The organism is Terrabacter tumescens (genome assembly GCF_014646815.1).
GTDB classification, from domain to species: Bacteria; Actinomycetota; Actinomycetes; order Actinomycetales; family Dermatophilaceae; genus Terrabacter; species Terrabacter tumescens.
This window is the reverse complement of record NZ_BMNZ01000007.1, coordinates 190,575-213,563: the sequence shown is the minus strand read 5'-3', so window position 1 is coordinate 213,563 and position 22,989 is coordinate 190,575. Positions and strand designations below refer to the sequence as shown.

21 protein-coding genes are annotated in these 22,989 nt (G+C 73.6%); 19 read left to right on the top strand and 2 right to left on the bottom strand.

The features are described 5' to 3' along the window. The 14 genes from IEY30_RS22015 to IEY30_RS18230 all read left to right on the top strand — a co-directional run. Nucleotides 1–1,124 (top strand): tetratricopeptide repeat protein (locus IEY30_RS22015; RefSeq protein WP_229675082.1); only part of this gene is annotated, 1,124 nt, incomplete at its 5' end. 110 nt (nt 1,125–1,234) lie between these two features. Then, nucleotides 1,235–2,290: an HAD-IIA family hydrolase gene (locus IEY30_RS18290; RefSeq protein WP_030201694.1), complete on the top strand. Its 1,056-nt coding sequence runs from the start codon at nt 1,235–1,237 to the stop codon at nt 2,288–2,290. Between the two features lie 57 nt (nt 2,291–2,347). Further along, nucleotides 2,348–2,620 carry a hypothetical protein gene (locus tag IEY30_RS18285; protein ID WP_030201697.1) on the top strand — a complete coding sequence of 91 codons (273 nt, stop codon included), beginning with the start codon at nt 2,348–2,350 and terminating at the stop codon, nt 2,618–2,620. After that, nucleotides 2,617–3,417, top strand: coding sequence for a TlyA family RNA methyltransferase (locus tag IEY30_RS18280; protein WP_043417236.1), 801 nt, complete (start codon nt 2,617–2,619; stop codon nt 3,415–3,417). The genes IEY30_RS18285 and IEY30_RS18280 overlap by 4 nt, the downstream gene beginning before the upstream one ends. Further along, nucleotides 3,414–4,445, top strand: a complete 1,032-nt coding sequence (locus IEY30_RS18275; protein WP_229675081.1) for an NAD kinase — start codon at nt 3,414–3,416, stop codon at nt 4,443–4,445. Before IEY30_RS18280 ends, IEY30_RS18275 begins: the two co-directional genes overlap by 4 nt. Before the next feature lie 9 nt (nt 4,446–4,454). Then, on the top strand, nt 4,455–6,221 hold the full coding sequence (gene recN, locus IEY30_RS18270) for a DNA repair protein RecN (protein WP_188960170.1): 1,767 nt from the start codon (nt 4,455–4,457) through the stop codon (nt 6,219–6,221). 89 nt (nt 6,222–6,310) lie between these two features. Continuing rightward, nucleotides 6,311–7,492, top strand: a complete 1,182-nt coding sequence (gene steA, locus IEY30_RS18265) for a putative cytokinetic ring protein SteA (RefSeq protein WP_030201706.1) — start codon at nt 6,311–6,313, stop codon at nt 7,490–7,492. Next, the gene (locus tag IEY30_RS18260; RefSeq protein WP_030201710.1) at nt 7,489–8,433 is read left to right on the top strand and encodes a copper transporter; all 945 of its coding nucleotides are present in this window, start codon (nt 7,489–7,491) and stop codon (nt 8,431–8,433) included. The genes steA and IEY30_RS18260 overlap by 4 nt, the downstream gene beginning before the upstream one ends. Then, nucleotides 8,430–9,410 carry a hypothetical protein gene (locus tag IEY30_RS18255; RefSeq protein WP_229675080.1) on the top strand — a complete coding sequence of 327 codons (981 nt, stop codon included), beginning with the start codon at nt 8,430–8,432 and terminating at the stop codon, nt 9,408–9,410. Before IEY30_RS18260 ends, IEY30_RS18255 begins: the two co-directional genes overlap by 4 nt. After that, on the top strand, nt 9,407–11,275 hold the full coding sequence (gene murJ, locus IEY30_RS18250) for a murein biosynthesis integral membrane protein MurJ (protein WP_081920630.1): 1,869 nt from the start codon (nt 9,407–9,409) through the stop codon (nt 11,273–11,275). Before IEY30_RS18255 ends, murJ begins: the two co-directional genes overlap by 4 nt. Beyond that, nucleotides 11,272–12,414 (top strand): glycosyltransferase family 4 protein, encoded by a 1,143-nt coding sequence (locus IEY30_RS18245; RefSeq protein ID WP_030201719.1) that lies wholly within the window; start codon nt 11,272–11,274, stop codon nt 12,412–12,414. Before murJ ends, IEY30_RS18245 begins: the two co-directional genes overlap by 4 nt. A gap of 11 nt (nt 12,415–12,425) precedes the next feature. Beyond that, nucleotides 12,426–14,207 carry a CTP synthase gene (gene pyrG / locus IEY30_RS18240; protein ID WP_052358867.1) on the top strand — a complete coding sequence of 594 codons (1,782 nt, stop codon included), beginning with the start codon at nt 12,426–12,428 and terminating at the stop codon, nt 14,205–14,207. Between the two features lie 7 nt (nt 14,208–14,214). Next, nucleotides 14,215–14,892, top strand: coding sequence for an NUDIX domain-containing protein (locus IEY30_RS18235; protein WP_030201725.1), 678 nt, complete (start codon nt 14,215–14,217; stop codon nt 14,890–14,892). Nucleotides 14,893–14,969: 77 nt separating this feature from the next. Beyond that, nucleotides 14,970–15,338, top strand: coding sequence for a YchJ family protein (locus IEY30_RS18230; RefSeq protein WP_030201728.1), 369 nt, complete (start codon nt 14,970–14,972; stop codon nt 15,336–15,338). Here the strand turns inward: IEY30_RS18230 and IEY30_RS18225 are convergent. Continuing rightward, the gene (locus IEY30_RS18225) at nt 15,240–16,259 is read right to left on the bottom strand and encodes an EamA family transporter (protein ID WP_030201731.1); all 1,020 of its coding nucleotides are present in this window, start codon (nt 16,257–16,259) and stop codon (nt 15,240–15,242) included. The two genes, IEY30_RS18230 and IEY30_RS18225, sit on opposite strands and share 99 nt — an antisense overlap. 73 nt (nt 16,260–16,332) lie before the next feature. On the opposite strand from IEY30_RS18225, the gene IEY30_RS18220 reads away from it, so the two are divergent. Continuing rightward, nucleotides 16,333–17,241, top strand: coding sequence for a LysR family transcriptional regulator (locus IEY30_RS18220; RefSeq protein ID WP_030201734.1), 909 nt, complete (start codon nt 16,333–16,335; stop codon nt 17,239–17,241). On the opposite strand, the gene IEY30_RS18215 is transcribed toward IEY30_RS18220, so the two are convergent. Then, the gene (locus IEY30_RS18215; protein WP_030201736.1) at nt 17,234–18,304 is read right to left on the bottom strand and encodes an acyltransferase family protein; all 1,071 of its coding nucleotides are present in this window, start codon (nt 18,302–18,304) and stop codon (nt 17,234–17,236) included. The genes IEY30_RS18220 and IEY30_RS18215 overlap by 8 nt on opposite strands. Before the next feature lie 106 nt (nt 18,305–18,410). On the opposite strand from IEY30_RS18215, the gene aspS reads away from it, so the two are divergent. The 4 genes from aspS (at nt 18,411) to IEY30_RS18195 (ending at nt 22,976) form a co-directional block, all read left to right on the top strand. Continuing rightward, nucleotides 18,411–20,240, top strand: a complete 1,830-nt coding sequence (aspS, locus tag IEY30_RS18210; RefSeq protein WP_030201739.1) for an aspartate--tRNA ligase — start codon at nt 18,411–18,413, stop codon at nt 20,238–20,240. A gap of 139 nt (nt 20,241–20,379) precedes the next feature. Beyond that, nucleotides 20,380–22,062 carry a peptide-N4-asparagine amidase gene (locus tag IEY30_RS18205; RefSeq protein ID WP_043417241.1) on the top strand — a complete coding sequence of 561 codons (1,683 nt, stop codon included), beginning with the start codon at nt 20,380–20,382 and terminating at the stop codon, nt 22,060–22,062. Nucleotides 22,063–22,079: 17 nt separating this feature from the next. Then, entirely contained in the window at nt 22,080–22,532 is a 453-nt protein-coding gene (locus tag IEY30_RS18200) for a helix-turn-helix domain-containing protein (protein ID WP_030201743.1), read from the top strand. A 9-nt stretch (nt 22,533–22,541) separates the two neighbouring features. Continuing rightward, nucleotides 22,542–22,976 carry a VOC family protein gene (locus IEY30_RS18195; RefSeq protein ID WP_030201745.1) on the top strand — a complete coding sequence of 145 codons (435 nt, stop codon included), beginning with the start codon at nt 22,542–22,544 and terminating at the stop codon, nt 22,974–22,976. The last annotated feature ends 13 nt before the right edge of the window (nt 22,977–22,989 follow it).

The window sequence follows — 22,989 nt, the reverse complement described above, 5'->3', positions numbered from 1 at the left end:
GCGGTGGCAGCGACCGTGGCGGGTACCGGTCGGACGACCGCCGCTCCGGCGGTGGCAGCGACCGTGGCGGGTACCGTTCCGACGACCGCCGCTCCAGCGGTGGCAGCGACCGTGGCGGGTACCGCTCGGACGACCGCCGCTCCAGCGGCGGCAGCAGTGACCGCGGCGGGTACCGGTCCGACGACCGCCGCTCTGGTACGGGTCGTGACGACCGTGGACCCCGACGCTTCGAGGACCGGCCTCGTGGGGGCGCAGGCCGTCCCCAGGGCGAGGATCGTCGAGGCGGTCAGCGCCTGACGCCCAAGTCCCCGCGCAAGCCCGAGCCGGCCATCCGCGAGGGTGTCACCGGCCAGGAGGTCGACCGCGGCGTCAAGAACCAGCTGCGCACCCTGTCCAAGGAGAACGCCGAGGGCGTCGCGCAGCACCTCGTCATGGTGGCCGAGCTGCTCGACGTCGAGCCCGAGGCCGCCCTGGCCCACGCCGAGACCGCCGTGCGCCGCGCCGGCCGCGTGCCCGCCGCGCGTGAGTCCCTGGGGCTCGTGGCCTACCGCCTCGGCGACTGGGCCCGTGCGCTCGGTGAGTTCCGCACGGTTCGCCGCTTGTCGGGGTCGAGCCACCTGCTGCCCCTCATGGTCGACTGCGAGCGCGCCCTGGGCCGCCACGACAAGGCCCTCGAGCTGGCGCAGTCGGAGGAGGCCAACAACCTGGCCATCGACGACCGTGTTGAGCTGGCCATCGTCGTGTCCGGGATCCGCCGCGACCTCGGTCAGCTCGATGCCGCTGCGGCCGGGCTCAGCGACCTCGTGAAGCGGATCAACCCGAACCGCCCATCCGCCGCGCGTCTCTACTACGCGTACGCCGACGCCAAGCTCGCAGCCGGTGACCTCGAGGTCGCCCGCGACTGGTTCGCCCGGGCCGCGGACGCCGACCACGAGCTGACCACCGACGCGGCCGAGCGCCTCGAGGAGCTCGACGGCGTCGAGCTCACCGACCTGCTCGGTGACGAGGACGAGGACGACTACCCCGTCCAGCCCGTCGGCCACGCCGACGAGGACGACGAGGACGACGAGGACGACGAGGACGACGAGGACGACGACGAGCGCCACGAGCGCGACGAGCGCTGAGCGACGCACGCCGAACGGGCCCGACCGCCACAGGTCGGGCCCGTGGTCGTCTCCGGACGTGTGCTCCACCGTCCACGACCGCCCCGTAGGGTCGTCCTCGAGGAGGTCGCATGGACACGGTGGAGCCGCTGGAACCGCTCGTCACGGCATACGACGGCTTGGTGTGCGATCTCGACGGAGTCGTCTACCGCGGTGCTGACGCCGTCCCCGGTGCGGCCGAAGCCCTGCAGGAGCTCGTGGCGCGCGGCGTGCGCGTCGTCTACGCCACGAACAACGCCTCGCGGGTCCCTGCCGACGTGGCCGCGCAGATCGCGGACGCCGGTGCGCCCGCGACGGCGTCCGACGTCGTGTCCAGCGCGCAGGCCGGGGCGGCTCGTCTCGCCCAGAAGCTCGAGCCCGGGTCTGCCGTGCTCGCGCTCGGGGGCGAGGGCGCCGTCGAGGCCCTGAGGGACGCCGGTCTCGTGCCGGTCGACCCGAGCGTGGACACCCACGGGCTCGAGGCAGTCCGGGCCGTGCTGCAGGGCTACGGCAAGCAGCTGCGCGTCAGCGACTTCGAGACCGCGGCCCGACTCCTGACGACGGGCTTGCCGTGGGTCGCGACCAACGACGATGCGACGCTGCCGCTGCCGTGGGGGCAGTCGCCCGGCAACGGCGCGTACGTCGACCTGCTGGCCAGCGCGCTGCGGCGACGCCCGCACGTCGTCGGCAAGCCGCACCCGCCGCTCTACCGGCTGGCGCTGGAGCGACTCGGGACGCCCGCGGCGCGGACCCTTGCGGTCGGTGACCGCCTGGCCACCGACATCGCCGGCGCCGAGGCGGCCGGCATCGACTCCGCGTGGGTGCTGACCGGAGTCGACCGGCCCTCTGACCTCGTCGCCGGCGGGGCGCGCCCGACCTACGTCCTCGGCTCGCTCGACGACCTCCTGAGGCCGTATGCCGTGTCCGACCGGGACGGGGACACGTGGCGCTGCGGGACGGCACGGGTCACACCCACCCACGACGGGCTGCGCATCGCGCAGGGGAGTGCGGGCGTCATAGAGGTCGTGCGCGCCGGGCTGGCGGCGCTGCTGGCCATGCGGGATGACCCTGCCGGCTCACCGGGTGGACGAGAGAAGAGCGTCGCGGCCGGCGCCGAAGCGCTCGACCGCCTGCTCGACGACGTGTGAGCGCCGACCCGGTAGCGTGACGGCAGCGGACCACTTCACGGGGCACGGAGGCAGGACATGTTCGGCGAGAGCGACATTCGACGCGAGGACCTCGCGGCCGACGAGCCGATGACGGCGCAGGACGGCGTCGAGCAGAGCGGGCACGAGGCCATGGCAGACGACGCGGCCGGCGCTGTGCCGACGCCGCCGGTCACCGGTGACGAGGCCGTGGACGAGGCCATGATGCGCCTCGCCGAGTCGCAGTCCGGCTCGTTCGCCGAGCGCATCGACGCGGGGGAGCACGCCCACCGCAGCCTGCAGAGCCGCCTCGGCGGTCTCGGTGGGGCGTGACGCGGCGCCTCGACGTCGAGCTCGTCGCGCGCGGTCTGGCCAGGTCGCGCACCCAGGCTCGTGAGCTCGTCACCGCCGGAGTCGTCCTCGTCGACGGCAAGCCGGCCGCCAAGCCTGCCCTCCCCGTCGACGACTCGTCGACCCTCGAGCTGACCCGGGAGCCGGACCGCTGGGTCGGGCGGGCCGCCCTCAAGCTGCTGCACGCGCTCGACACGTGGCCGATAGCCGTCGACGGGCGCCGCTGTCTCGACGTCGGTGCCAGCACGGGCGGCTTCACCCAGGTGCTGCTCGAACGTGGCGCCGCCCACGTGACGGCTCTCGACGTCGGCCACGACCAGCTCGTCCACTCGATCGCCACCGACCCGCGAGTGCGCGACCTGCCGGGCACCAACATCCGCGACGTGGACGCCGCTGCGCTGGGTGGCGCCTTCGACCTCGTCGTCTCCGACCTCAGCTTCATCTCGCTCGCCATCGCCCTGCCGGCCATGCGTCCGCTCGTCACCGACGACGGCGACCTCGTCGTCCTCGTCAAGCCACAGTTCGAGGTGGGGCGCGAGCGCCTCGGCCGGACCGGCGTGGTGACCTCCCCGCACGAGCGCCGCCGCGTGCTGCGCGAGGTGGCCGCTGTCGTCGCCGAACAAGGGCTGCACCTGCACGGCGCCACGGCCAGCCCGATCGCCGGGGGCGACGGCAACCGCGAGTTCCTCTTCTGGCTGGCGCCGCGACCGGTCCCCGGGGCACCGGCGACGGCGGTGGATGACATGCTGGGGGCCATCGACCTGGAAGGAGCCTCGTGACTCGCCGGATCCTGCTCGTGGCCCACCCGAGACGCCCCGAGGCGCTGACGGTCGCCAAGGGCGTCGTCGAGCGCCTGACCCACCTCGGCATCGACGTGTCGTTGCAGGCCGACGAGGCCAAGGCGCTCGACCTCAAGGACAGCTCCCGCGTGCACATCTCCTCCGCCGAGGAGCAGGCGGCCGAGGGGTGCGACCTCGTCGTGGTCCTCGGTGGTGACGGCACGATCCTGCGCGGCGCCGAGTTCGCCCGCAGCGTCGACGTGCCCCTGCTCGGGGTCAACCTCGGGCACGTCGGCTTCCTCGCCGAGGCCGAGCGCGACGACCTCGACGCCACCGTCGAGCACATCGCCCGCAACGACTACGCCGTCGAGGAGCGCATGACGCTCCACGTCGACGCCAAGCTGCACGGCGACCTCATCGCGAGCAGCTGGGCGCTCAACGAGGTGAGCGTCGAGAAGGCCTCACGCGAGCGCATGCTCGAGGTCACCATCGAGGTCGACGGCAGGCCCCTGTCGAGCTGGGGGTGCGACGGCGTCATCGTGTCGACGCCCACCGGGTCCACGGCCTACGCCTTCTCGGCCGGTGGCCCCGTCGTCTGGCCCCAGGTCGAGGCGATCCTGCTCGTCCCCAGCGCCGCGCACGCCCTCTTCGCCCGGCCCCTCGTGCTCGGGCCCGACACGCACCTCGCCGTCGAGATCAAGGCGGCCACCGAGGGTGCGGGCGTCATGTGGTGCGACGGCCGGCGCCACGTCGACCTCCCGCCGGGGGCGCGCATCGAGGTACGCCGCGGGCTGCGGCCGCTGCGCCTCGCCCGCCTGACGAGCGCCCCGTTCACCGACCGTCTCGTCGCCAAGTTCGACCTGTCCGTCGCCGGGTGGCGCGGCAACGGCGACGGCGTCGCACCCGTGGACGCCACCGAAGCCGTGGACGGCGCGGTCGGCACACACGCCCTGGACGCCCCTGGTGCCAACGACCCCGCGCTCGACCCCGTGGACGACGTCGACGGCGGCGTGGGTGCCCGGCCCTAAGGTGGTCCCGTGTTCAGCCAGATGAGGATCCGCGGGGTCGGGGTCATCGACGACGCCGTCCTCGACCTGAGCCCCGGTCTCAACGTGCTCACGGGCGAGACCGGTGCCGGCAAGACCATGGTCGTCTCGGGCCTCGGCCTGCTCCTCGGTGAGCGCGCCGACTCCGGGCTCGTGCGCACCGGGGCGTCCTCCGCCCTCGTCGAGGGGGTCGTCCAGCTGCCGCTCGACCACCCGGCGCTCGTCCGGGCCGACGAGGCCGGCGCCGACCACGAGGACGGCGAGCTCGTCATCGCGCGCACCATCGCCGCGGCCGGACGTTCGCGCGCCCATGTCGGTGGCCGCACCGCTCCCGTCTCGGTGCTGGCCGAGCTCGGGCAGCTGCTCGTGGCCGTGCACGGCCAGGCCGACCAGTGGCGGCTCAAGCAGGGTGACGCCCACCGGGCCGTCCTCGACGACTTCGGTGGCCCCGAGCTCACCGTCCTGCGCGACCGGGTGGCAGAGCTGCACGACCGGTGGCGCGACTCCGCCCGCGAGCACGCCCGGCTCGTCTCCGAGGCGCGCGAACGCGCCCGCGAGATCGACTCGCTGACGGCCTCGCTCGAGGAGATCGAGGCCGTCGACCCCCAGCCCGGTGAGGACGTGGCGCTGCGCGCGGAGGACGAGCGCCTGGCCCACGCCGACACGCTTCGGCTCGCGGCCGCCCAGGCACTGGCCGACCTCAGCGGGGACGAGTACGCCGCCGAGCCCGCTCCCAACGTGCGCGACCTCATCGGTGCGGCCCGGGGGGCGCTGGCGCCCGCGACCGCCCACGACCAGGCCCTGGCCGGGCTCGACGAGCGTCTGCACGAGGTGGGCACCCTCGTCACGGACCTCTCCGCCGACCTCACGGCATACCTCCAGGACGTCGACCTCGACCCCGAGCGACTCGGCTACGTGCAGGAGCGCCGGGCCACGCTCGGCGTGCTGACGCGCAAGTACGGCGAGACCGTCGACGAGGTGCTCGAGTGGTCCGGCCGCGGCGCGGCCCGTCTCGATGAGCTCGTGACCGCCGACGACCGGGTCGAGCGGCTCGGCGCCGAGGTGGCCGAGCTCGAGGCCGCCGTCGTGGCCGCGGCGCTCGCCCTGTCCGACGCCCGGCGCGCAGCCGGTGAGGACTTCGGCGTCCGGGTGTCCGAGGAGCTGGCGCACCTGGCCATGGGCAAGGCGGTCGTCCACGTCGAGCTCGGCCGCCGGGCCGACCCCGACGGTGTCGAGCTGCCCGACGGACAGCGGGTCCGGCTCTCGCGGCACGGCATCGACGACGTCGAGATCCTGCTCGCGGCCAACCCCGGCGCCACGCCGCGCAGCGTGGCCCGCGCGGCATCCGGCGGCGAGCTCTCACGCGTCATGCTCGCGCTCGAGGTCGTGGGCTCACGCAGTCCCTCCGGCGAGGCGGCCTCCGGGCCGCCCACCTTCGTCTTCGACGAGGTCGACGCCGGCGTCGGTGGCCGTGCGGCGCTCGACGTCGGGGCTCGGCTCGCGGCACTCGCCGAGCACGCGCAGGTCATCGTCGTCACCCACCTCGCGCAGGTCGCGGCGTTCGCCGACCGTCACCTGGTCGTGCACAAGGCCGACGACGGCCGCATCACCTCGAGCAGCGTCTCGGTCGTCGAGGGGGACGCCCGGCTGCGCGAGCTCTCGCGGATGATGGGCGGGGACCCCGACTCCGAGGCCGGACTCGCCCACGCGGGTGACCTGCTCGAGCAGACCGGCGGCGCCCGGATCGGGCAGCGATAGACCCGGGCCGCTCGTCCCCGGGTGCCGCCCGCGCGTGCCACGGACCGATGGGTTCGCTGGAGCGCCGACGTGGCACGATTGTGGCCATCATGGCCCTCCCCATCCGACGCCGTCCCCGTGCGCGGGACTCCGGTCCCGGCGTCACCGGCATCGCGCGCGTCGACCGTCGGACCAAGACGTTGACCAAGCGCCTGCAGCCCGGCGACGTCGCCGTCATCGACCACGAGGACATCGACAAGGTCAGCGCCGACGCGCTCGTCTCCGCGCGCCCGGCCGCCGTGGTCAACGCCGCCGCGTCGATCAGCGGCCGCTACCCGAACCTCGGCCCGCAGATCCTCGTCGAGGCCGGCATCCCGGTCCTGGACGCGGCCGGGCCGGAGGTCATGACGCTCACGGACGGGCAGCCCGTGCGGCTCGACGGGGCCGACCTGTGGTCGGGCGAGAGCAAGGTGGCCACCGGCACGTTGCTCGACGCCGAGTCCGTGCAGAGCCAGATGCACGAGGCGCGAGCCGGTCTCGCGGTGCAGATCGAGGCCTTCGCGACCAACACGATGGAGTTCATCCGCAAGGAGCGCGACCTGCTCCTCGACGGCATCGGCGTGCCTCCGATCACGACCGAGATCGACGGTCGGCACTGCCTCATCGTCGTGCGCGGCTACCACTACCGCGAGGACCTCGAGGCGTTGCGGCCCTACATCCGCGAGTACCGACCCATCCTCATCGGCGTCGACGGCGGAGCGGACGCGATCCTCGAGTCGGGGCACAAGCCCGATCTCGTCGTCGGCGACATGGATTCGGTGTCCGACAAGGCCCTGCGGTGCGGCGCCGAGATCGTCGTGCACGCCTACCGTGACGGGCGCGCGCCGGGGCTCGCCCGGGTCGAGGCGCTCGGCATCACCCCGGTCGTCTTCCCCGCGGCCGGCACGAGCGAGGACGTCGCGATGCTGCTCGCCGACGACTCCGGCGCCGAGCTCATCGTCGCCGTCGGCACGCACGTCACCCTCGTGGAGTTCCTCGACAAGGGTCGTGACGGCCAGGCCTCCACCTTCCTCACGCGCCTGCGGGTCGGCGGCAAGCTCGTCGACGCCAAGGGCGTCAGCCAGCTCTACCGCGCCCGGATCCCGGGGCGCCTGCTCGTGACGATGCTCCTCGTGGGCATGCTGGCCCTCTTCGCCGCGCTGGCGTCGACCCCAGCCGGCCAGGCGTGGCTGCAGGTGCTCGCCGCGCGATGGGACGACCTCTGGACCGCCGTCGTAGGGATCTTCACGTGATCGACTTCCGCTACCACCTCGTCTCGATCATCTCGGTGTTCCTCGCGCTCGCCGTCGGGATCGTCCTCGGGGCGGGCCCGCTGCAGGCCAACCTCGGTGACCAGCTGAGCGACCAGGTCGCGGCCCTGCGCACGGAGAAGCAGGGGCTCAACGACAAGCTGACGGTCAGCGAGAAGCAGGTCGACGCCTCCAACGAGTACGCCACGGCCGTCCAGCAGCGCGTCGTGCGCGGCCGGCTGACGGGCCACCGCGCCGTCGTCGTCGTCATGCCCTCCGCCGACAGCACGATGGTGAGCAACCTCGAGACCGTCGTGACGCAGAGCGGGGCAGCGCTCGCCTCGACCGTGACGCTCAGCCCCGACTGGTTCGACCCCAGCCAGGCCGCCGACCGGGCGCAGGCAGCCCGTGACGCCGCAGCCGCGCTCGGGCTCGGCTCCACCGCCACGGGCGACGCGCTGCTGCTCGAGGTCCTCACCGACCTCATGGTCTCCACGACCCCGACCGGGACGTCGGCGCAGCGCTCCGCCGCGCTCAAGGTGCTCGTCGACGCCAGCCTGCTCGACAGCACCGTGGCCGACCTCGCACCGTCGGACCTCGCGATCGTCGTCTCCGGCGACTACGCCGGCACCGAGTCGGTCGTGACGGCGCGCTCCGACGCCGTCCGTGCGCTCGTCACGGCGTTCGCCGGCAAGTCACGGGCCACCGTCGTCGCCGGAGGTGAGACGCTCGCCGCCGCCGGGCAGGCCGTCACCTCCAACGCGGTGCAGGCCGTCCGGGAGAAGTCCGAGACCGCCCAGATCGTCTCCACCGTGGACCATGCGCGGGAGGGCGACGGCCCGGCGACGGTCGTGCTCGCGATCGAGGGCTCGCTCGACGAGAAGATCGGCCACTACGGCGTCTCGGCGGGCGCGACCGCCAAGGTCCCGCGGGTGCTTCCGTGACCTCGAGCCCTCCACCGGCGCTGCCCCCTGCCCCCACCCGTGCCCGGGACCGGGCCGCGGCGTCGGCCTCGGCGTCCGTCGCGTCGCTCGTCGCGGCAGCCGCGACGTCCTGGACGCTGCTCCGGGCCGGGCGACGACTGCCGTCCCGCCTCCGCGAGCCCTGGGAGCGCACCAACCACGCCGGAGCCACCGTCACGCTCCTCGAGGGACCGGCCTGGGTGGGCGGTGCCGTGGCTGGCGCTGTCGCCGGTGCGGCCGCCGGAACCGCCGCCGGAGCCGCAGCCGGAACCCTCGGCCCGCGCCGGGCGGAGGGACCGGGGCGACCTGCCGTCGCGACCGCGGTCGTCGCTCTCGCGGCCGGAGCGCTCGGGGCGCTCGACGACCTCGCCGGCGGAACGGCCGACAAGGGCCTCAAGGGGCACCTGACGGCGCTCGCCCGCGGCGAGATCACGACCGGCGCGCTGAAGATCGTCGGCCTCGGTGCCACCGGTCTCGTCGGCGCGATGGTCGTCGACTCGGGCTCGCACCCTGCGGCGAGCCGCCAGGGGCGGTCGAGGGCCGTCGGCGTCCTGTCGACGCTCGTCGGCGGCGCGGTCGTCGCGGGGGCGGCCAACGCGATCAACCTCTTCGACCTGCGACCGGGACGCGCCCTCAAGGTCACGGTCGCCGCGGGCCTGCCGATGGTCGGCACGGCAGGCGGGCTCGGCGTGGCTGCCGGCGCGGCCGTCGGGTCCTCCCTCGGCGTCGTCCGTGACGACCTGGCGGCGGGCTCGATGCTCGGCGACACCGGGGCCAACGCCGCCGGCGCCCTCGTGGGGCTCGCCCTCGTCGAGCGCACCGGTCTGGTCGGCCGGGCCGTCGCCCTGACGGCACTGGCAGCACTCACCCTCGCCTCCGAGCGTGTCAGCTTCACGAAGGTCATCGAGGCCAACCCGGTGCTGCGACGCCTCGACGAGTGGGGCCGGGGGCGCCCATGAGCGACCCCGACGCCGGCACTGACGCCGGCCCCGACTCCGGCCCCGACTCCGACACCCACCCCGACTCCGACACCCGCCCCGACTTCGACGCCGCGAGCCGTCCGGCCCCGCGCCGCTCCGTCCCGCACCGCGGCCTGTTCGCCGCGGCGGGCACCATCGCCGTCATCACGCTCGTCGCCCGCGTCGTCGGCTTCGGGCGCTGGTTCGTCTTCTCGCACTCCGTCGGCGCCACGTGCGTCGGCAGCGTCTACCAGTCGGTCAACGCCGTGCCCAACGTGCTCTTCGAGATCGCGGCCGGGGGAGTGCTGGCCGCCGTGGCCGTGCCGCTCGTCGCCGGCGCGCTCGCGCGGGGCGACCGCGACGGCGCCGACGCGACCGCCTCGGCGCTGCTCACCTGGGCGGGCGTCGTCCTCCTGCCGCTCGGCGTCGTCGTGGCGCTCGCCGCCGAGCCGATCGCCGGCGCCCTGCTCGGTACGGGCTGCGCGGGGGAGGTGGCCCTCGGGGCCGAGCTGCTGAGGATCTTCGCCATCCAGGTGCCGCTCTACGGCGTCGCGATCGTCCTGGCCGGCGTGCTCCAGGCGCACCACCGCTTCGTCGGCGCGGCGGTCGCCCCGCTGCTCTCGAGCGTCGTCGTCATCGCGACCTACCTCGCCTACCGCGCTCTCGTCCTCGAACCGGCGGCTCCGGTCGACGAGGTCTCGCCCACCGCGCTCGTCGTGCTCGGAGTCGGGACCACGCTGGGCGTCGTGGCCCTCGCGCTGCCGCTGCTCGTGCCGGTGCGCCGCAGCGGGGTGCGGCTGCGTCCGCGCCTCCGCTTCCCCGACGGTGTCGGGAGCCGGGTGCGGGTGCTGGCCGCGTCGGGACTGCTCGCGGTCGCCGGCCAGCAGGTCGCCACCCTCGTCGTGATCCGCCTCGCCAACGACCGCGGAGGCGCCGGCACGCTCAACGTCTACACGTACGCCCAGGCGGTCACCCTGCTGCCGTATGCCGTCCTCGCCGTCCCGCTCGCGACCGCCGCGTTCCCGTCGCTGGCCGGCGCCCACGCCGCTCGCGCTGGTGACGTCGACGCGCGGGCAGACATGCATGGAGGGCCCGCCGGGACCACCACCCGGCCGGTGGGCAGCGAAGGGCAGAGCCGTCACGCGTCGGGGGAGCCGGCGCGGGACCTCGCGGCCGCGACGCTGCGCCGGGCCTGGCTCGCCACCCTCGTCGTGACGCTCCTCGGCGCGGCCACCCTCGTCGCGGTCGCGATCCCGGTCGGGGCGTTCTTCAGCGCCCTCGACGTCGGCTCCGCCTCCGATGCCTCCCTCGAGACGCTGGTCACCATGGGCGACGCGGTGACGCTCTTCGCCCCGTCGGTCGTCGCCCTCGGCATCATCGGCCTGCTGTCCCGGGCGTCCTACGTGCGCGGGTCGCCGCTCGTGGCCGGCGGCATCGCGGCAGCGGGCTGGCTGACCACCGTCGTCCTGCCGCTCGTCGTGCTGGACCCGTCGGGTGCCGGTGGCCCGGACACCCTGCGCGCGCTCGCCGGCGGCTCGAGCGCCGGTCTCGTCGTCGGGGCGGTGCTGCTCGTCGTGCTCGTCGGCCGCACCTGGGGCCGGCACGCGCTCTCGCTCCCGGCGCGGCCGCTCGTGGCCGCTCTCGTCGGGTCCGCGGCCGGGGCCCTGGCCGGTCGCGGTGTCGCCTCGTGGCTGTCCATCCACGGGTTCGGGCAGTCGCTCGGCTCCAGCGTCGCCGTCGGGGTCGGTGTCGGCGTGCTGGCCGTCCTGGTCATGGTGGGGGTCACCGTCGCCATCGACCCGAGCGCCCTGAGGCGCGTGCGACGCCGGCGCCCGGACCCCGAGACGGCGGACGTGGTCGCATGAGGGTGCTCATGGTGCTCGGTCACGCCACCGGGGGAGTCGGCGCGCACGTCGACACCCTCGTCATGGGCCTGCGCCGGCTCGGCCACGACGTGCAGGTCGTCACGGCGGAGTCCACGGCCCGCACCTTCGGCTGGGCCGACGCCCACCGGCTGTGGCCCGTGCACGCCGGTGCACGCGCTCCGCGTGGGCTGGTGGACTGGCACCGGGTCATGCGCCTCGCCGGCACCGTCGACGTCGTCCACGCGCACGGTCACCAGGCCGCCGTCGTCGCCGCTGTCGCCGTCGCCCGCGCGCGTCCACGGCCCCGACTCGTCGTCTCCCTGCACAACGACCTGCCGCCCACCCCGTCGTCGCCGGCCGCCCGCGGTCAGGCCGCTGTGTCGCGGCGCCTGCTCGGCTGGTGCCTGCGGCGCGCCGACCTCGTCACGGGGGCCAGCTCGGACCTCGTGGACCTCGCGGTGTCGCTCGGGGCCCGTCGCGCCGAGCCGGCCCTCGTGCCGTCCGCGGCAGTGCCCCAGCTGTTGCGGGCCGATCGCCTGGCCCCCGACGAGCGGGAGTCGCTCCTCGCCGGCGCCGGCCTGCCGACCGACCGGCCCCTCGTGCTCACCGTCTCGCGCATCGCGCCCCAGAAGGACCTGCCGACCCTCGTGCGGGCTGCCCGGCTCTCCAGGGTCCCCGCGACCTGGGCGGTCGTCGGCGACGGCGACGAGCGGCTCCGCGCCCACCTCGAGCACGAGGCGGACGGCATACGCCCTCTCGAGGGGGGAGACCCCGTCGTCCGGTTCGTCGGAGCCCGCCCGGACGTGCAGAACTGGCTCCGGGCTGCGGACGTGTTCGTCCTGACGAGTCGCTGGGAGGCCCGCGCGCTCGTCGTGCAGGAGGCGATGGCGGCGGGTCTGCCGGTCGTGGTCACCCGCTCCGGGGGCCTGCCCGGCCTCGTCGGTGACGCGGGTTCGCTTGTCGCCGTGGGAGATCCGTCAATCGTGGCCAGTGAGGTCGACCGCCTCCTCGGGGACCCCGACGCCCGAGCCCGTACGGGGGCTGCCGCACGTGCCGTCGCGGCCCGATGGCCCACCGTCGACGACGAGACGCGCCGGTGGGTGGACCGCTACGCCACGGACACCCTCGGGATGACGTAGACTCGAAGCCCGTGGTGGAAACGACGAAGCACATCTTTGTGACCGGGGGCGTTGCCTCCTCTCTCGGCAAGGGCCTGACAGCCTCGAGCCTCGGACGACTTCTCAGATCGCGGGGCCTGCGGGTCACGATGCAGAAGCTCGACCCCTACATCAACGTCGATCCCGGGACGATGAACCCGTTCCAGCACGGCGAGGTCTTCGTGACCGACGACGGGGCGGAGACCGACCTCGACATCGGTCACTACGAGCGCTTCCTCGACGTGAACCTCGTCGGCAGCGCGAACGTGACGACCGGTCAGGTCTACAACCACGTCATCGCCAAGGAGCGCCGCGGCGAGTACCTCGGCGACACCGTCCAGGTCATCCCGCACATCACCAACGAGATCGTCGCCCGGATGCGCGCTCTCGCCACCGGAGGTCCGGACGCCCCGGACGTCATCATCACCGAGATCGGTGGCACGGTCGGCGACATCGAGTCGCTGCCCTTCCTCGAGGCCGCGCGCCAGGTGCGCCACCTCATCGGCCGCGACAACAGCTTCTTCCTGCACGTCTCGCTCGTGCCCTACCTCGCCCCGAGCGGCGAGCTCAAGACCAAGCCCACGCAGCACTCCGTCGCCGCGCTGCGCCAGGTCGGCATCCAGCCCGACGGCCTCGTGCTCCGGGCCGACCGAGACATCCCCGACCCGATCAAGCGCAAGATCTCGCTCATGTGCGACGTCGACGTCACCGCGGTCGCGGCCTGCGTCGACGCCCCGAGCATCTACGACATCCCCAAGGTGCTGCACCGCGAGGGCCTCGACGCCTACGTGATCCGCCGCCTCGGGATGGGCTTCCGCGACGTCGACTGGACCGAGTGGGACCAGCTGCTCCAGCGGGTGCACGACCCCGAGCACGACATCGAGATCGCCCTCGTCGGCAAGTACATCGACCTCCCGGACGCCTACCTCTCGGTCACCGAGGCCCTGCGTGCCGGCGGCTTCCACCACGACGCCAAGGTCAACATCCGCTGGGTCGCCAGCGACGAGTGCCAGACCCCGGCGGGCGCCCAGAAGGCGCTCGGCGGCGTCGACGCGATCCTCGTGCCCGGTGGCTTCGGCGTGCGCGGCATCGAGGGCAAGCTCGGCGCCCTGACGTGGGCCCGTGAGAAGCAGGTGCCGACGCTCGGCATCTGCCTCGGCCTGCAGTGCATGGTCATCGAGTACGCCCGGACCGTCCTCGGCAACGAGGACGCGAGCTCGACGGAGTTCGACCCCGACACCGAGCACCCCGTCATCGCGACGATGGAGGAGCAGAAGGCGTTCGTCGAGGGCGCCGGCGACCTCGGTGGCACGATGCGCCTCGGCCTCTACCCGGCCGCCCTCAAGGAGGGCAGCGTCATCCGTGAGGCCTACGGCTCGGCCGAGGTGCAGGAGCGCCATCGCCACCGCTACGAGGTCAACAACTCCTACCGGGCCGACCTCGAGAAGGCGGGCCTCGTCTTCTCCGGCACGTCACCCGACGGGACGCTCGTCGAGTTCGTCGAGCTGCCCCGCAACGTCCACCCGTACTACGTCTCGACGCAGGCGCACCCGGAGTTCCTGTCGCGTCCCAACCGCGCGCACCCGCTGTTCGCGGGTCTCGTCGGGGCCGCCCTCGAGCGCCAGCGCAGCGAGCGGCTCGTCGAGGTCGAGCGCCACCGTGCGGCCACCGACGCCGGCCGCGCCGCGGCCGAGCCGGCCCAGGGTGAGCGTGACGACGAGTACGCCTCGGTGTCGGCTTCGGCGTCCACGGGCGACTCGCCGGACGCCGGCTGAGGCGCCGGTGAGCCTGCACGCCCCACGCGGCACCGCGGCCGACCTCGTCGAGGAGTGGACCGCCGAGCCGGTGCTCGAGTCGACGACGCCCTTCGCGGGGATCATCTTCGACGTCGTGCGTGAGCGCGTCGACCTGGGCGCCGGGGGCGTCGTCACGAGGGACCTCGTGACGCACCCCGGCGCCGTCGCCGTGCTCGCCCTGCGCGAGCTCGACGACGTGCTGCACGTCCTGCTGATCCGGCAGTACCGCCACGCGAGCGGCGGTCACGTGTGGGAGCTGCCCGCGGGCCTGCTCGACGTCGACGGCGAGCCGCCACGTGACGCCGCCGCGCGCGAGCTCCTCGAGGAGGTCGACCTCACGGCCGACGAGTGGCACGTGCTCGCCGACGACGTCACCTCGCCCGGCGCCTTCCCCGAGACGGTGCGGATCTTCCTCGCCCGCGGCCTGCACGAGGTGGACGCGGAGGACGCGCACGAGCGCACGGCCGAGGAGCTGACGATCCGTCCGCTGTGGGTGCCGCTCGACGACGCCGTCGACGCCGCGCTGGCTGGGCGGATCAGCAACTCCGCCACGCTCGTCGGGCTGCTCTCGGCGGGACTGTCGCGCGAGCGTGGCTGGTCGACGCTGCGGCCCCACGACGCTCCCTGGCCCGCCCGCGACGCCCAGCGGGCCGCACGGCGGTGAGCGGCTCGGCGTTCGGGTCGGCTGCGCCCGCTGCGTCGCCTGCGTCCGGACGGTGTCCGTGTCGCAGCGGTGACGACGTGAGGTCGTATGCCGCGTGCTGCGGGCCGCTGCTCGGCAGGGACCGCACGGCCTCCACCGCGGAGGAGCTGATGCGCTCGCGCTACACGGCCTTCGCGACCGGTGACGACGCGTACCTGCTGCGCACCTGGCACCCGCGCACCCGCCCGACACGCGTCGACCTCGACCCGGGCACCCGCTGGACCGGGCTCACGGTGCTGCGCACCGAGAGCGGGGGGCCGGGTGACGAGGACGGCGTCGTCGAGTTCGTCGCGCGCTGGACCGAACCGTCAGGCCCGGCCGGACGGGGTCGGGGCGAGCTCCACGAGGTCAGTCGCTTCGCGCGCCGAGCGGGTCGCTGGCTCTACGTCGACGGCGACCACGGGTGAGGTGATCGCCTGCTCGGCGGGGGAGGCAGCGGGCGCCACCGGCTCGGGCGTCCCACCCCGGCGACGGGACACGGCCACGCCGACACCGGCGAGCAGCACGAGGCCTCCGACGAGCTCCAGCGCGTGCGGCCGCTCGCCGAAGGCGACCGCAGCGGCTGCCATGCCGAAGACCGGCACGAGCATCGCGAACGGGGTCACCTTCGCGACGGGGTAGCGCGCGAGCAGCGTGTTCCAGATGCCGTAGCCGACGAGCGACGACAGCCAGGCGGTGTAGGCGGTCGAGGCGACGGCCTGCCAGTGGACGTGGGTGAGCGCCGCCCCGACGGCTGCCGGCCCCTCGACGACGAGCGAGAGCGCGAGCGCCGGGACCGGCACGACGAGACCCGACCAGACGGTGACCCCGAGCCCGGCACCGGGCGCCGTCAGTGCTCCCGCCCGGCGCGTCAGCACGTTGCCCACCGCCCACGACACGGCCGCGAGGACGAGCACGACGAGCGGCAGCACGGGCGCCGACAACCCCCGCCCGACGGCGATGGTGAGCAGTCCCGCGCCGCCGAGGGCCACCCCCGCCCGCTGCAGGGCGGAGGGGCGTTCGCGCAGCCAGACGGCCGCGATGACGACCGTGAGCAGCACCTGGGCCTGGAGCACCAGCGAGGAGAGTCCCGGGGGCATGCCGAGGTGCAGCGCGAGGTAGAGCAGGGCGAACTGGCCGAGGCTCGTGAAGACCCCGATGAGGGCGAGGTCGCGCCACGGCAGGCCCGGGCGGCGGACGAGGAAGACGGCCGGCACGCAGACGACGACGAAGCGCACCGCGAGGAAGAGCAGGGGCGGCACCGAGTCGAGGCCGGTGCGGATGGCGACGAAGTTCGTGCCCCAGAGCAGGGCGACGAGGACGGCGAGGGCGGAGTCGCGGCGGCGCATGACGCCCATCCTCTGCGCCCTGACCGTTCACGTCTATCAAACTGTCGTGGCCTCGACTGTGTAGCATCGCTGCATGATCGATCCGATCGCCCTCCGGTCCCTCGTCGCGGTCGAGCTGCACGGCTCCGTCGGGGCGGCAGCGTCGGCGCTCGACTACACGCCGAGCGCCGTCTCCCAGCAGATCAAGCGCCTCGAGACCCAGACGGGTGTCCGGCTGCTCGAGCGTCAGGGGAGGGGCGTGCTGCTCACCGAAGCGGGGCGCACGCTCTCGGAGTCGGCGCGGGACCTGCTGGCCCACATGGAGCGTCTCGAGTCGCGGCTGCACGGCGCGAGTGGCGAGACCACCGGGACGGTGCGCCTCGCGACCTTCGCGACGGCGTACCGCGGGATCGTCGTCGGCGCCATCGGTCGCCTGCGCGACGTCGCGCCGGGGGTGGTGCTGCGGCCCGACGAGATCGACCCCTGGGACGCCGTCGACGCGGTGGCCGCCGGCACGCACGACCTCGCGCTCGTGCACAACTGGGAGCCGCTGCCGCTGGCGATCCCGGACCACCTGGAGGTGCGCGACCTCGGCCGGGACCGGGCCGACGTGCTCGTGCACGAGGACCACCCACTCGCCGGACGCGACGGGATCGGGGTCGGCGACGTGCTCGACGAGGCTTGGGCCAGCGTCGCGCCCGGCTCGATCTGCCACCAGTGGCTCCAGAAGATGTACGCCGACGTCGGGCGGGCACCGCGGATCGCGCACGTGGCCCTCGAGTTCGCCACGCACGTCGCCCTCGTCGCGCAGGCGGAGGCCATCGCCCTCGTGCCACGGCTCGGTCGAGGTCCGCTGCCCGCGGGGGTCGTCGCCGTTCCCATCGTCGACCCCGTGTCCGAGCGGACCATCAGCCTCGTCTGGAGGCGCACCATGACCGACAGCCCGGCGCTCGCGGCCACCGTCGCGGCGCTCGCGGCCGAGGGTGTCCGCGACCTCAGCTGACCGGCTGGGCGGCCTGCTGCTCGGCGAACTCCACCTGCCGACGGGACGGCTGGTCCAGGCGCAGTCGACCGCGCAGGCGGCTCACCGGGCGCTCGACGAGCACCCACGACAGCCACGACACGAGGATCGCGACCGCGATGAGCACGAGGTTGCGGGGGGTCGAGTGCTCACCGAGCAGGTGGCTGTTGATGAACGTCTGGTGCCACAGGTAGAGCGCGTAGCTGATGGTGCCGAAGAACACCATGACCCGTGAGCCCACGACCCGCGAGTGACCCGACACGGCGGCATACACCAGCCACACCCCGAGCACGGCGTAGACGGCGCCGAGCGGCCGGAAGAGCGGGTGGTCGACGGCCAGGCCGTGGCTCGGGAAGGCCGAGACCGCGACCATGACGACGAACGGCACGAGCGGGTCCGCGGTCGGCAGCTCCCAGCCGCGGGACCTCACCCCGGACAGGGCGAAGGCGAGGGAGACCCCGAGGAGCAGGGCGAAGGCGTTGGTCTCGGTCGAGATGTCGAGCCGGAGTGCGGTGCCCTGCGTCCAGACCGAGTAGAAGGTCGCGAGCGCCGCGAGGCTGAGCGCCACGGCCAACGCGCGGCTGCGCAGCCAGGTCATGAGGGCGATGAAGATCGCCGGCCAGACGACGTAGAACTGCTCCTCGACCGACAGGGACCACAGGTGGTTGAGCACGCCGAGGTCCGTCCCGGCGATCCGCACCCAGTTGCCGACGTAGAAGAGCGAGGCCAGGGCAGCCGTCGGGTAGCTTGAAAGACGGTTGTCGCCGGTCGCCCAGAGCACCACCGGAGCGAGCACCAGCAGTAGGACCAGCGCCGGGAGCAGGCGCAGCGCCCGCCTGCCCCAGAAGCGCCACAGGCTGATCGACCCCCACCGCTCCCACTCACGGATGAGCAGGCTCGTGATGAGGTAGCCCGAGAGCACGAAGAAGAGCGTCACCCCCGAGAGGCCGCCCCAGCGGACGGGGAGGCCCGAGTGAGCGGCGACGACGAGGAGGACTGCGAGACCTCGGACGCCGTCGAGGTCGCGGTTGCGGGAGTGCTGCACGGCGAAGAGCCTAGGTGCAGGCGGTCTAGGATTGGTCCTCGGTGCCCGCGCCCGACCAGCGGCCGGACCCTCGCTCGACCCGAACCACGTCCCGGAAGGACCCTCCGTGCTCCGCACTCACGAGGCCGGCACTCTTCGTGCCGACCACGCAGGCCAGACCGTCACCCTCACCGGTTGGGTGGCGCGGCGTCGAGACCACGGCGGGGTCGCCTTCCTCGACCTCCGCGACGCCTCCGGTGTCGCGCAGGTCGTCGCCCGCGACGAGGTGCTCGCCGAGGGCGGCGCCCACGACGTACGCAACGAGTACTGCGTCAAGGTGACCGGCGAGGTGCGCACGCGGCCGGAGGGCAACGCCAACCCCGACCTGCCGACCGGCGAGATCGAGGTCATCGTCAGCGAGCTCGAGGTGCTCAACCCCGCGGCCCCGCTGCCCTTCCAGATCGACGAGCGCGTCACCGTCGGCGAGGAGGCCCGCCTCAAGCACCGCTACCTCGACCTCCGGCGCCCCGGCGCCAGCTCGGCCGGTGCCGCCATCCGCCTGCGCTCCAAGGTCAACGCCGCGGCGCGTGCCGTCCTCGGCGCCCGCGACTTCGTCGAGATCGAGACCCCGACCCTGACGCGCTCGACGCCCGAGGGCGCCCGCGACTTCCTCGTGCCGGCCCGCCTCGCGCCCGGCTCCTGGTACGCCCTGCCGCAGAGCCCGCAGCTCTTCAAGCAGCTGCTCATGGTGGCCGGCATGGAGCGCTACTACCAGATCGCCCGCTGCTACCGCGACGAGGACTTCCGCGCCGACCGCCAGCCGGAGTTCACCCAGCTCGACATCGAGATGAGCTTCGTCGACCAGGACGACGTCATCGAGCTCGGCGAGGCGATCATCCAGGCGCTGTGGCGCCTCATCGGCGTCGAGCTCGAGGCGCCGTTCGCGCGGATGACCTACCGCGACGCGATGGCGCGCTACGGCTCCGACAAGCCCGACCTCCGCTTCGGCAACGAGCTCGTCGAGTGCACCGAGTACTTCAAGGACACGACCTTCCGCGTCTTCCAGTCCGACTACGTCGGCGCCGTCGTCATGCCGGGTGGCGCGAGCCAGCCGCGCAAGCAGCTCGACGCGTGGCAGGAGTGGGCCAAGCAGCGCGGCGCCCGGGGCCTGGCCTACGTCCTCGTCCAGGAGGACGGCGAGCTGGGCGGTCCCGTGGCCAAGAACCTCACCGACGCCGAGCGCGCCGGTCTTGCTGCGCACGTCGGCGCGAAACCGGGCGACTGCATCTTCTTCGCGGCCGGCGCCGCCAAGGCCTCGCGCGCCCTGCTCGGCGCCGCCCGCCTCGAGATCGGCCGTCGCTGCGACCTCATCGACGAGGACGCGTGGAGCTTCCTCTGGGTCGTCGACGCACCGCTCTTCGAGCCCGCCGCAGACGCGGTCGCCTCGGGTGACGTCGCCGTGGGCGCAGGTGCGTGGACGGCCGTCCACCACGCCTTCACCTCGCCCAAGCCGGAGTTCCTCGAGACGTTCGACACCGACCCCGGGCCGGCGCTCGCCTACGCCTACGACATCGTCTGCAACGGCAACGAGATCGGTGGCGGCTCGATCCGTATCCACCAGCGTGACGTGCAGGAGCGGGTCTTCGCGGTCATGGGCCTGTCCGAGGAGGACGCCCAGGAGAAGTTCGGCTTCCTCCTCGAGGCCTTCGCCTTCGGTGCCCCGCCGCACGGCGGCATCGCCTTCGGCTGGGACCGCATCGTCTCGCTCCTCGCGCACACCGACTCGATCCGCGACGTCATCGCCTTCCCGAAGTCGGGCGGCGGCTACGACCCGCTGACGGCCGCGCCCGCGCCGATCACCAGCGAGCAGCGCAAGGAGGCCGGTGTCGACGCCAAGCCGGCCGCCGCGGCTCCCGCGCCGCAGGGTGCACCCGAGGTCAGCCCCGCCAGGAGCTGAGTCCCGCTCGTCCCGACCGTGGAGGGTCGTCGTCACCGGGTGACGGCGGCCCTCCACGCGTGTGCCCTCGACGTCGTATGCCGTGAGCAGCCCGGGTCTTTGCCCTACCTTGACCGGCCGGCTCCTAACGTGCGGAGACATGCGCCTCCGTCGACTGCGTCCCCTCCTCGCCGCCTCCGTGGGAGTCCTGCTCGCCATCGGCGGCGCGTCGTCCGCGATCTCAGCCCCATCGGTCGCGGCCGCGGCGACCCCGCCGGCCGAGTTCGGCAGCGACTGGGACAACCCCCGCACCCCCGAGCCGCCCGTCCCGGTGCCGGCCACGCGCCACTGCACCGTGCGGGTCGTCGACGACGCGTTCGACGACTTCGACGTCCACTCCCGGGACTACACCCCGCCGCAAGGCTGCGCGGGTCCGTGGTCGAAGGTCGTCATGCGGCTCGAGGGCTCGGTGGCCGGACGGCAGTTCGACCGCATCGGTCACGTCGACGTCGGGGGAGTGCGCATGCTGACGCTCTCGACCCCCGAGCCGAGCGTCGACGGGATCAGCTGGCACGTCGAGAAGGACGTCACCGACCTCGCGCCCCTGCTCGCCGACCCGCAGCAGGTCGATGCCTACGTCGGCAACGTCGTCGACTCGACCTACACCGGCGTCATCCACGTGACGGTCGACCTGGACTTCTACACCACCGGGCGCGGTGCCCCGGCGGCGCAGACGTCCGACACCGTCCTGCCCCTCGCCGACACCTGGCGCGACGGCACCGACCTCGTCGGCACGCTGACCGTGCCGCGCAACTCGACCCGGCTGCTGGCGGACGTCTTCGCGACCGGCTCGGGCGGCGGCTGCGAGGAGTTCTGGGACACGAGCGCGCCTGCGAGCACGGGCTACTCGTGCCCGGACGGCCTGCCCTACCGCGAGGTCGACGTGCGCATCGACGGGCAGCTCGCCGGGATCGCGGCGCCCTACCCGGTCGTCTACACCGGCGGCTGGAGCAACCCCTTCCTCTGGTACGCGATCCCATCGCCCAAGGCCTTCGACATCCCGCCGCTCGGCTACGACCTCACCCCCTTCCTGGCCCGCCTCGACGACGGCAGGTCGCACGACGTCCGGATCTCGGTCGTCGGGCTGCCCTCGGGGCAGGGCGGGTGGACCCTCTCGCCGCGCTTCCGCGTGTGGCGCGACGCGGGCCGCAGCGTGGTGTCGGGGACGATGGGGACGGCATACGCGAACGAGCCGGTGATCGAGAGCTCGGTGGCCGGGACCGGTGACCGCGCGGGCCACCTCGACCTCGAGGCCACGCGCGAGCTCCGGGTGACCGGGACGCTGTCCACCTCCCGTGGTCCGGTCACGACCACCGTCACGCGCAGCCTCTCGAACACCTCGCGGCACTCGTGGACCGACGACGAGACTGACGACACCCTGAAGGCCGCGTGGACCGACACCCAGTCGGTCGCCACGAGCCACGGCAGGGGCACGCCGACCGTCGAGCGCACGACGCACCGGTGGGACAAGGACGGGGTCCTGGGCTTCCACCCGCGCGCCGACATCGCGGGTGCCTACGACGTGACCGGTGACCTCGCGATCTCCTGGGAGCGCGCGAGCTCGACGACCCGCGGCGGGGCAGCCCTGTCGAGCCGCACCGAGAGCTCGTCCTTCGACGGTCGCGCCGCGTGGATCTACGGCGTGCCCCGGGACCAGCGGCACGCGACGGCCGACACCAGCGCCCGCGCGACCCTGACCGAGCGCAGCCCCGGCCGGGCCACGTCCTTCGAGCGCCGTCTCCGCGCGGTCAACGGCACGTTCGTCACCGACACGGCCCGCTGAGGGGCGACGATGTGGGGGTGACCACCGTGGAACGACGCGCCCCCGACGACGTCCTCGTCCACCTGCGCCGCGCCCGCGACCACGCCGACCGGCACTACGCCGAGGATCTCGACCTCGACGCGCTCGCCGCCGAGGCGCGACTGTCGAAGTACCACTTTCTCCGGCTGTTCCGCACGACCTACGGCGTCACCCCGGCCGAGTACGTCTCGAGGCGCCGCATCGAGCGGGCCCAGGACCTGCTCCGCTCGACCAACCTCACCGTGACCGAGGTGTGCCACGCCGTGGGCTTCACGAGCCTCGGGTCGTTCAGCAGCCGCTTCCGTGCGGTCGTCGGGGAGACGCCGAGCAGCTTCCAGGCGAGGTATGCCGCGTCGGGAGGTCCGCACATCCCGGGCTGCGTCATCTTCATGTGGGGCCTCGCCGAACGCTCCGCAACGCAGGAGAAGCGTGACGGGCAGAGCCCGTCCTAGCGTGGCCGCATGATCACGAACATCTCCATCGTCAGTGTCTTCGTCAAGGACATCGACGAGTCGAAGCGCTTCTACGTCGACGTCCTCGGGTTCGAGGAGAAGGACGACATCACCCTCGGCAACGGCTACCGCTGGTGCACGGTCGTGCACCCCAACCAGCCCGAGCTGCAGGTCAGCCTCGCGATCCCCGGGCCGCCCTTCCCGGACGAGCTCGTCACCGCGATGAAGCGGGCCCTCGACGCCGGCGGGCTCAACGGGCTCGGCCTCTCCGTCGACGACTGCGAGAAGACGTACGCCGAGCTGAGCGCCAAGGGCGTGGAGTTCCTCCAGCCTCCGTCGGCGCGGCCCTACGGCACCGAGGCCGTGTGCCGCGACAACTCCGGCAACTGGGTCGTCCTCGTGCAGGAGGCGGACCGCAAGGTCGTGGCTGCCGACTTCGCCTGAGGGCCGGCCCCCG

Bases quoted from the DNA above. Each gene is read 5' to 3' on its own strand.
- IEY30_RS18205 (WP_043417241.1), top strand. From the start codon at position 20,380: ATGCGCCTCCGTCGACTGCGTCCCCTCCTCGCCGCCTCCGTGGGAGTC.
- IEY30_RS18225 (WP_030201731.1), bottom strand. From the start codon at position 16,259: ATGCGCCGCCGCGACTCCGCCCTCGCCGTCCTCGTCGCCCTGCTCTGG.
- IEY30_RS18285 (WP_030201697.1), top strand. From the start codon at position 2,348: ATGTTCGGCGAGAGCGACATTCGACGCGAGGACCTCGCGGCCGACGAG.
- murJ (WP_081920630.1), top strand. From the start codon at position 9,407: ATGAGCGACCCCGACGCCGGCACTGACGCCGGCCCCGACTCCGGCCCC.
- IEY30_RS18290 (WP_030201694.1), top strand. From the start codon at position 1,235: ATGGACACGGTGGAGCCGCTGGAACCGCTCGTCACGGCATACGACGGC.
- IEY30_RS18195 (WP_030201745.1), top strand. From the start codon at position 22,542: ATGATCACGAACATCTCCATCGTCAGTGTCTTCGTCAAGGACATCGAC.
- IEY30_RS18245 (WP_030201719.1), top strand. From the start codon at position 11,272: ATGAGGGTGCTCATGGTGCTCGGTCACGCCACCGGGGGAGTCGGCGCG.
- steA (WP_030201706.1), top strand. From the start codon at position 6,311: ATGGCCCTCCCCATCCGACGCCGTCCCCGTGCGCGGGACTCCGGTCCC.
- IEY30_RS18220 (WP_030201734.1), top strand. From the start codon at position 16,333: ATGATCGATCCGATCGCCCTCCGGTCCCTCGTCGCGGTCGAGCTGCAC.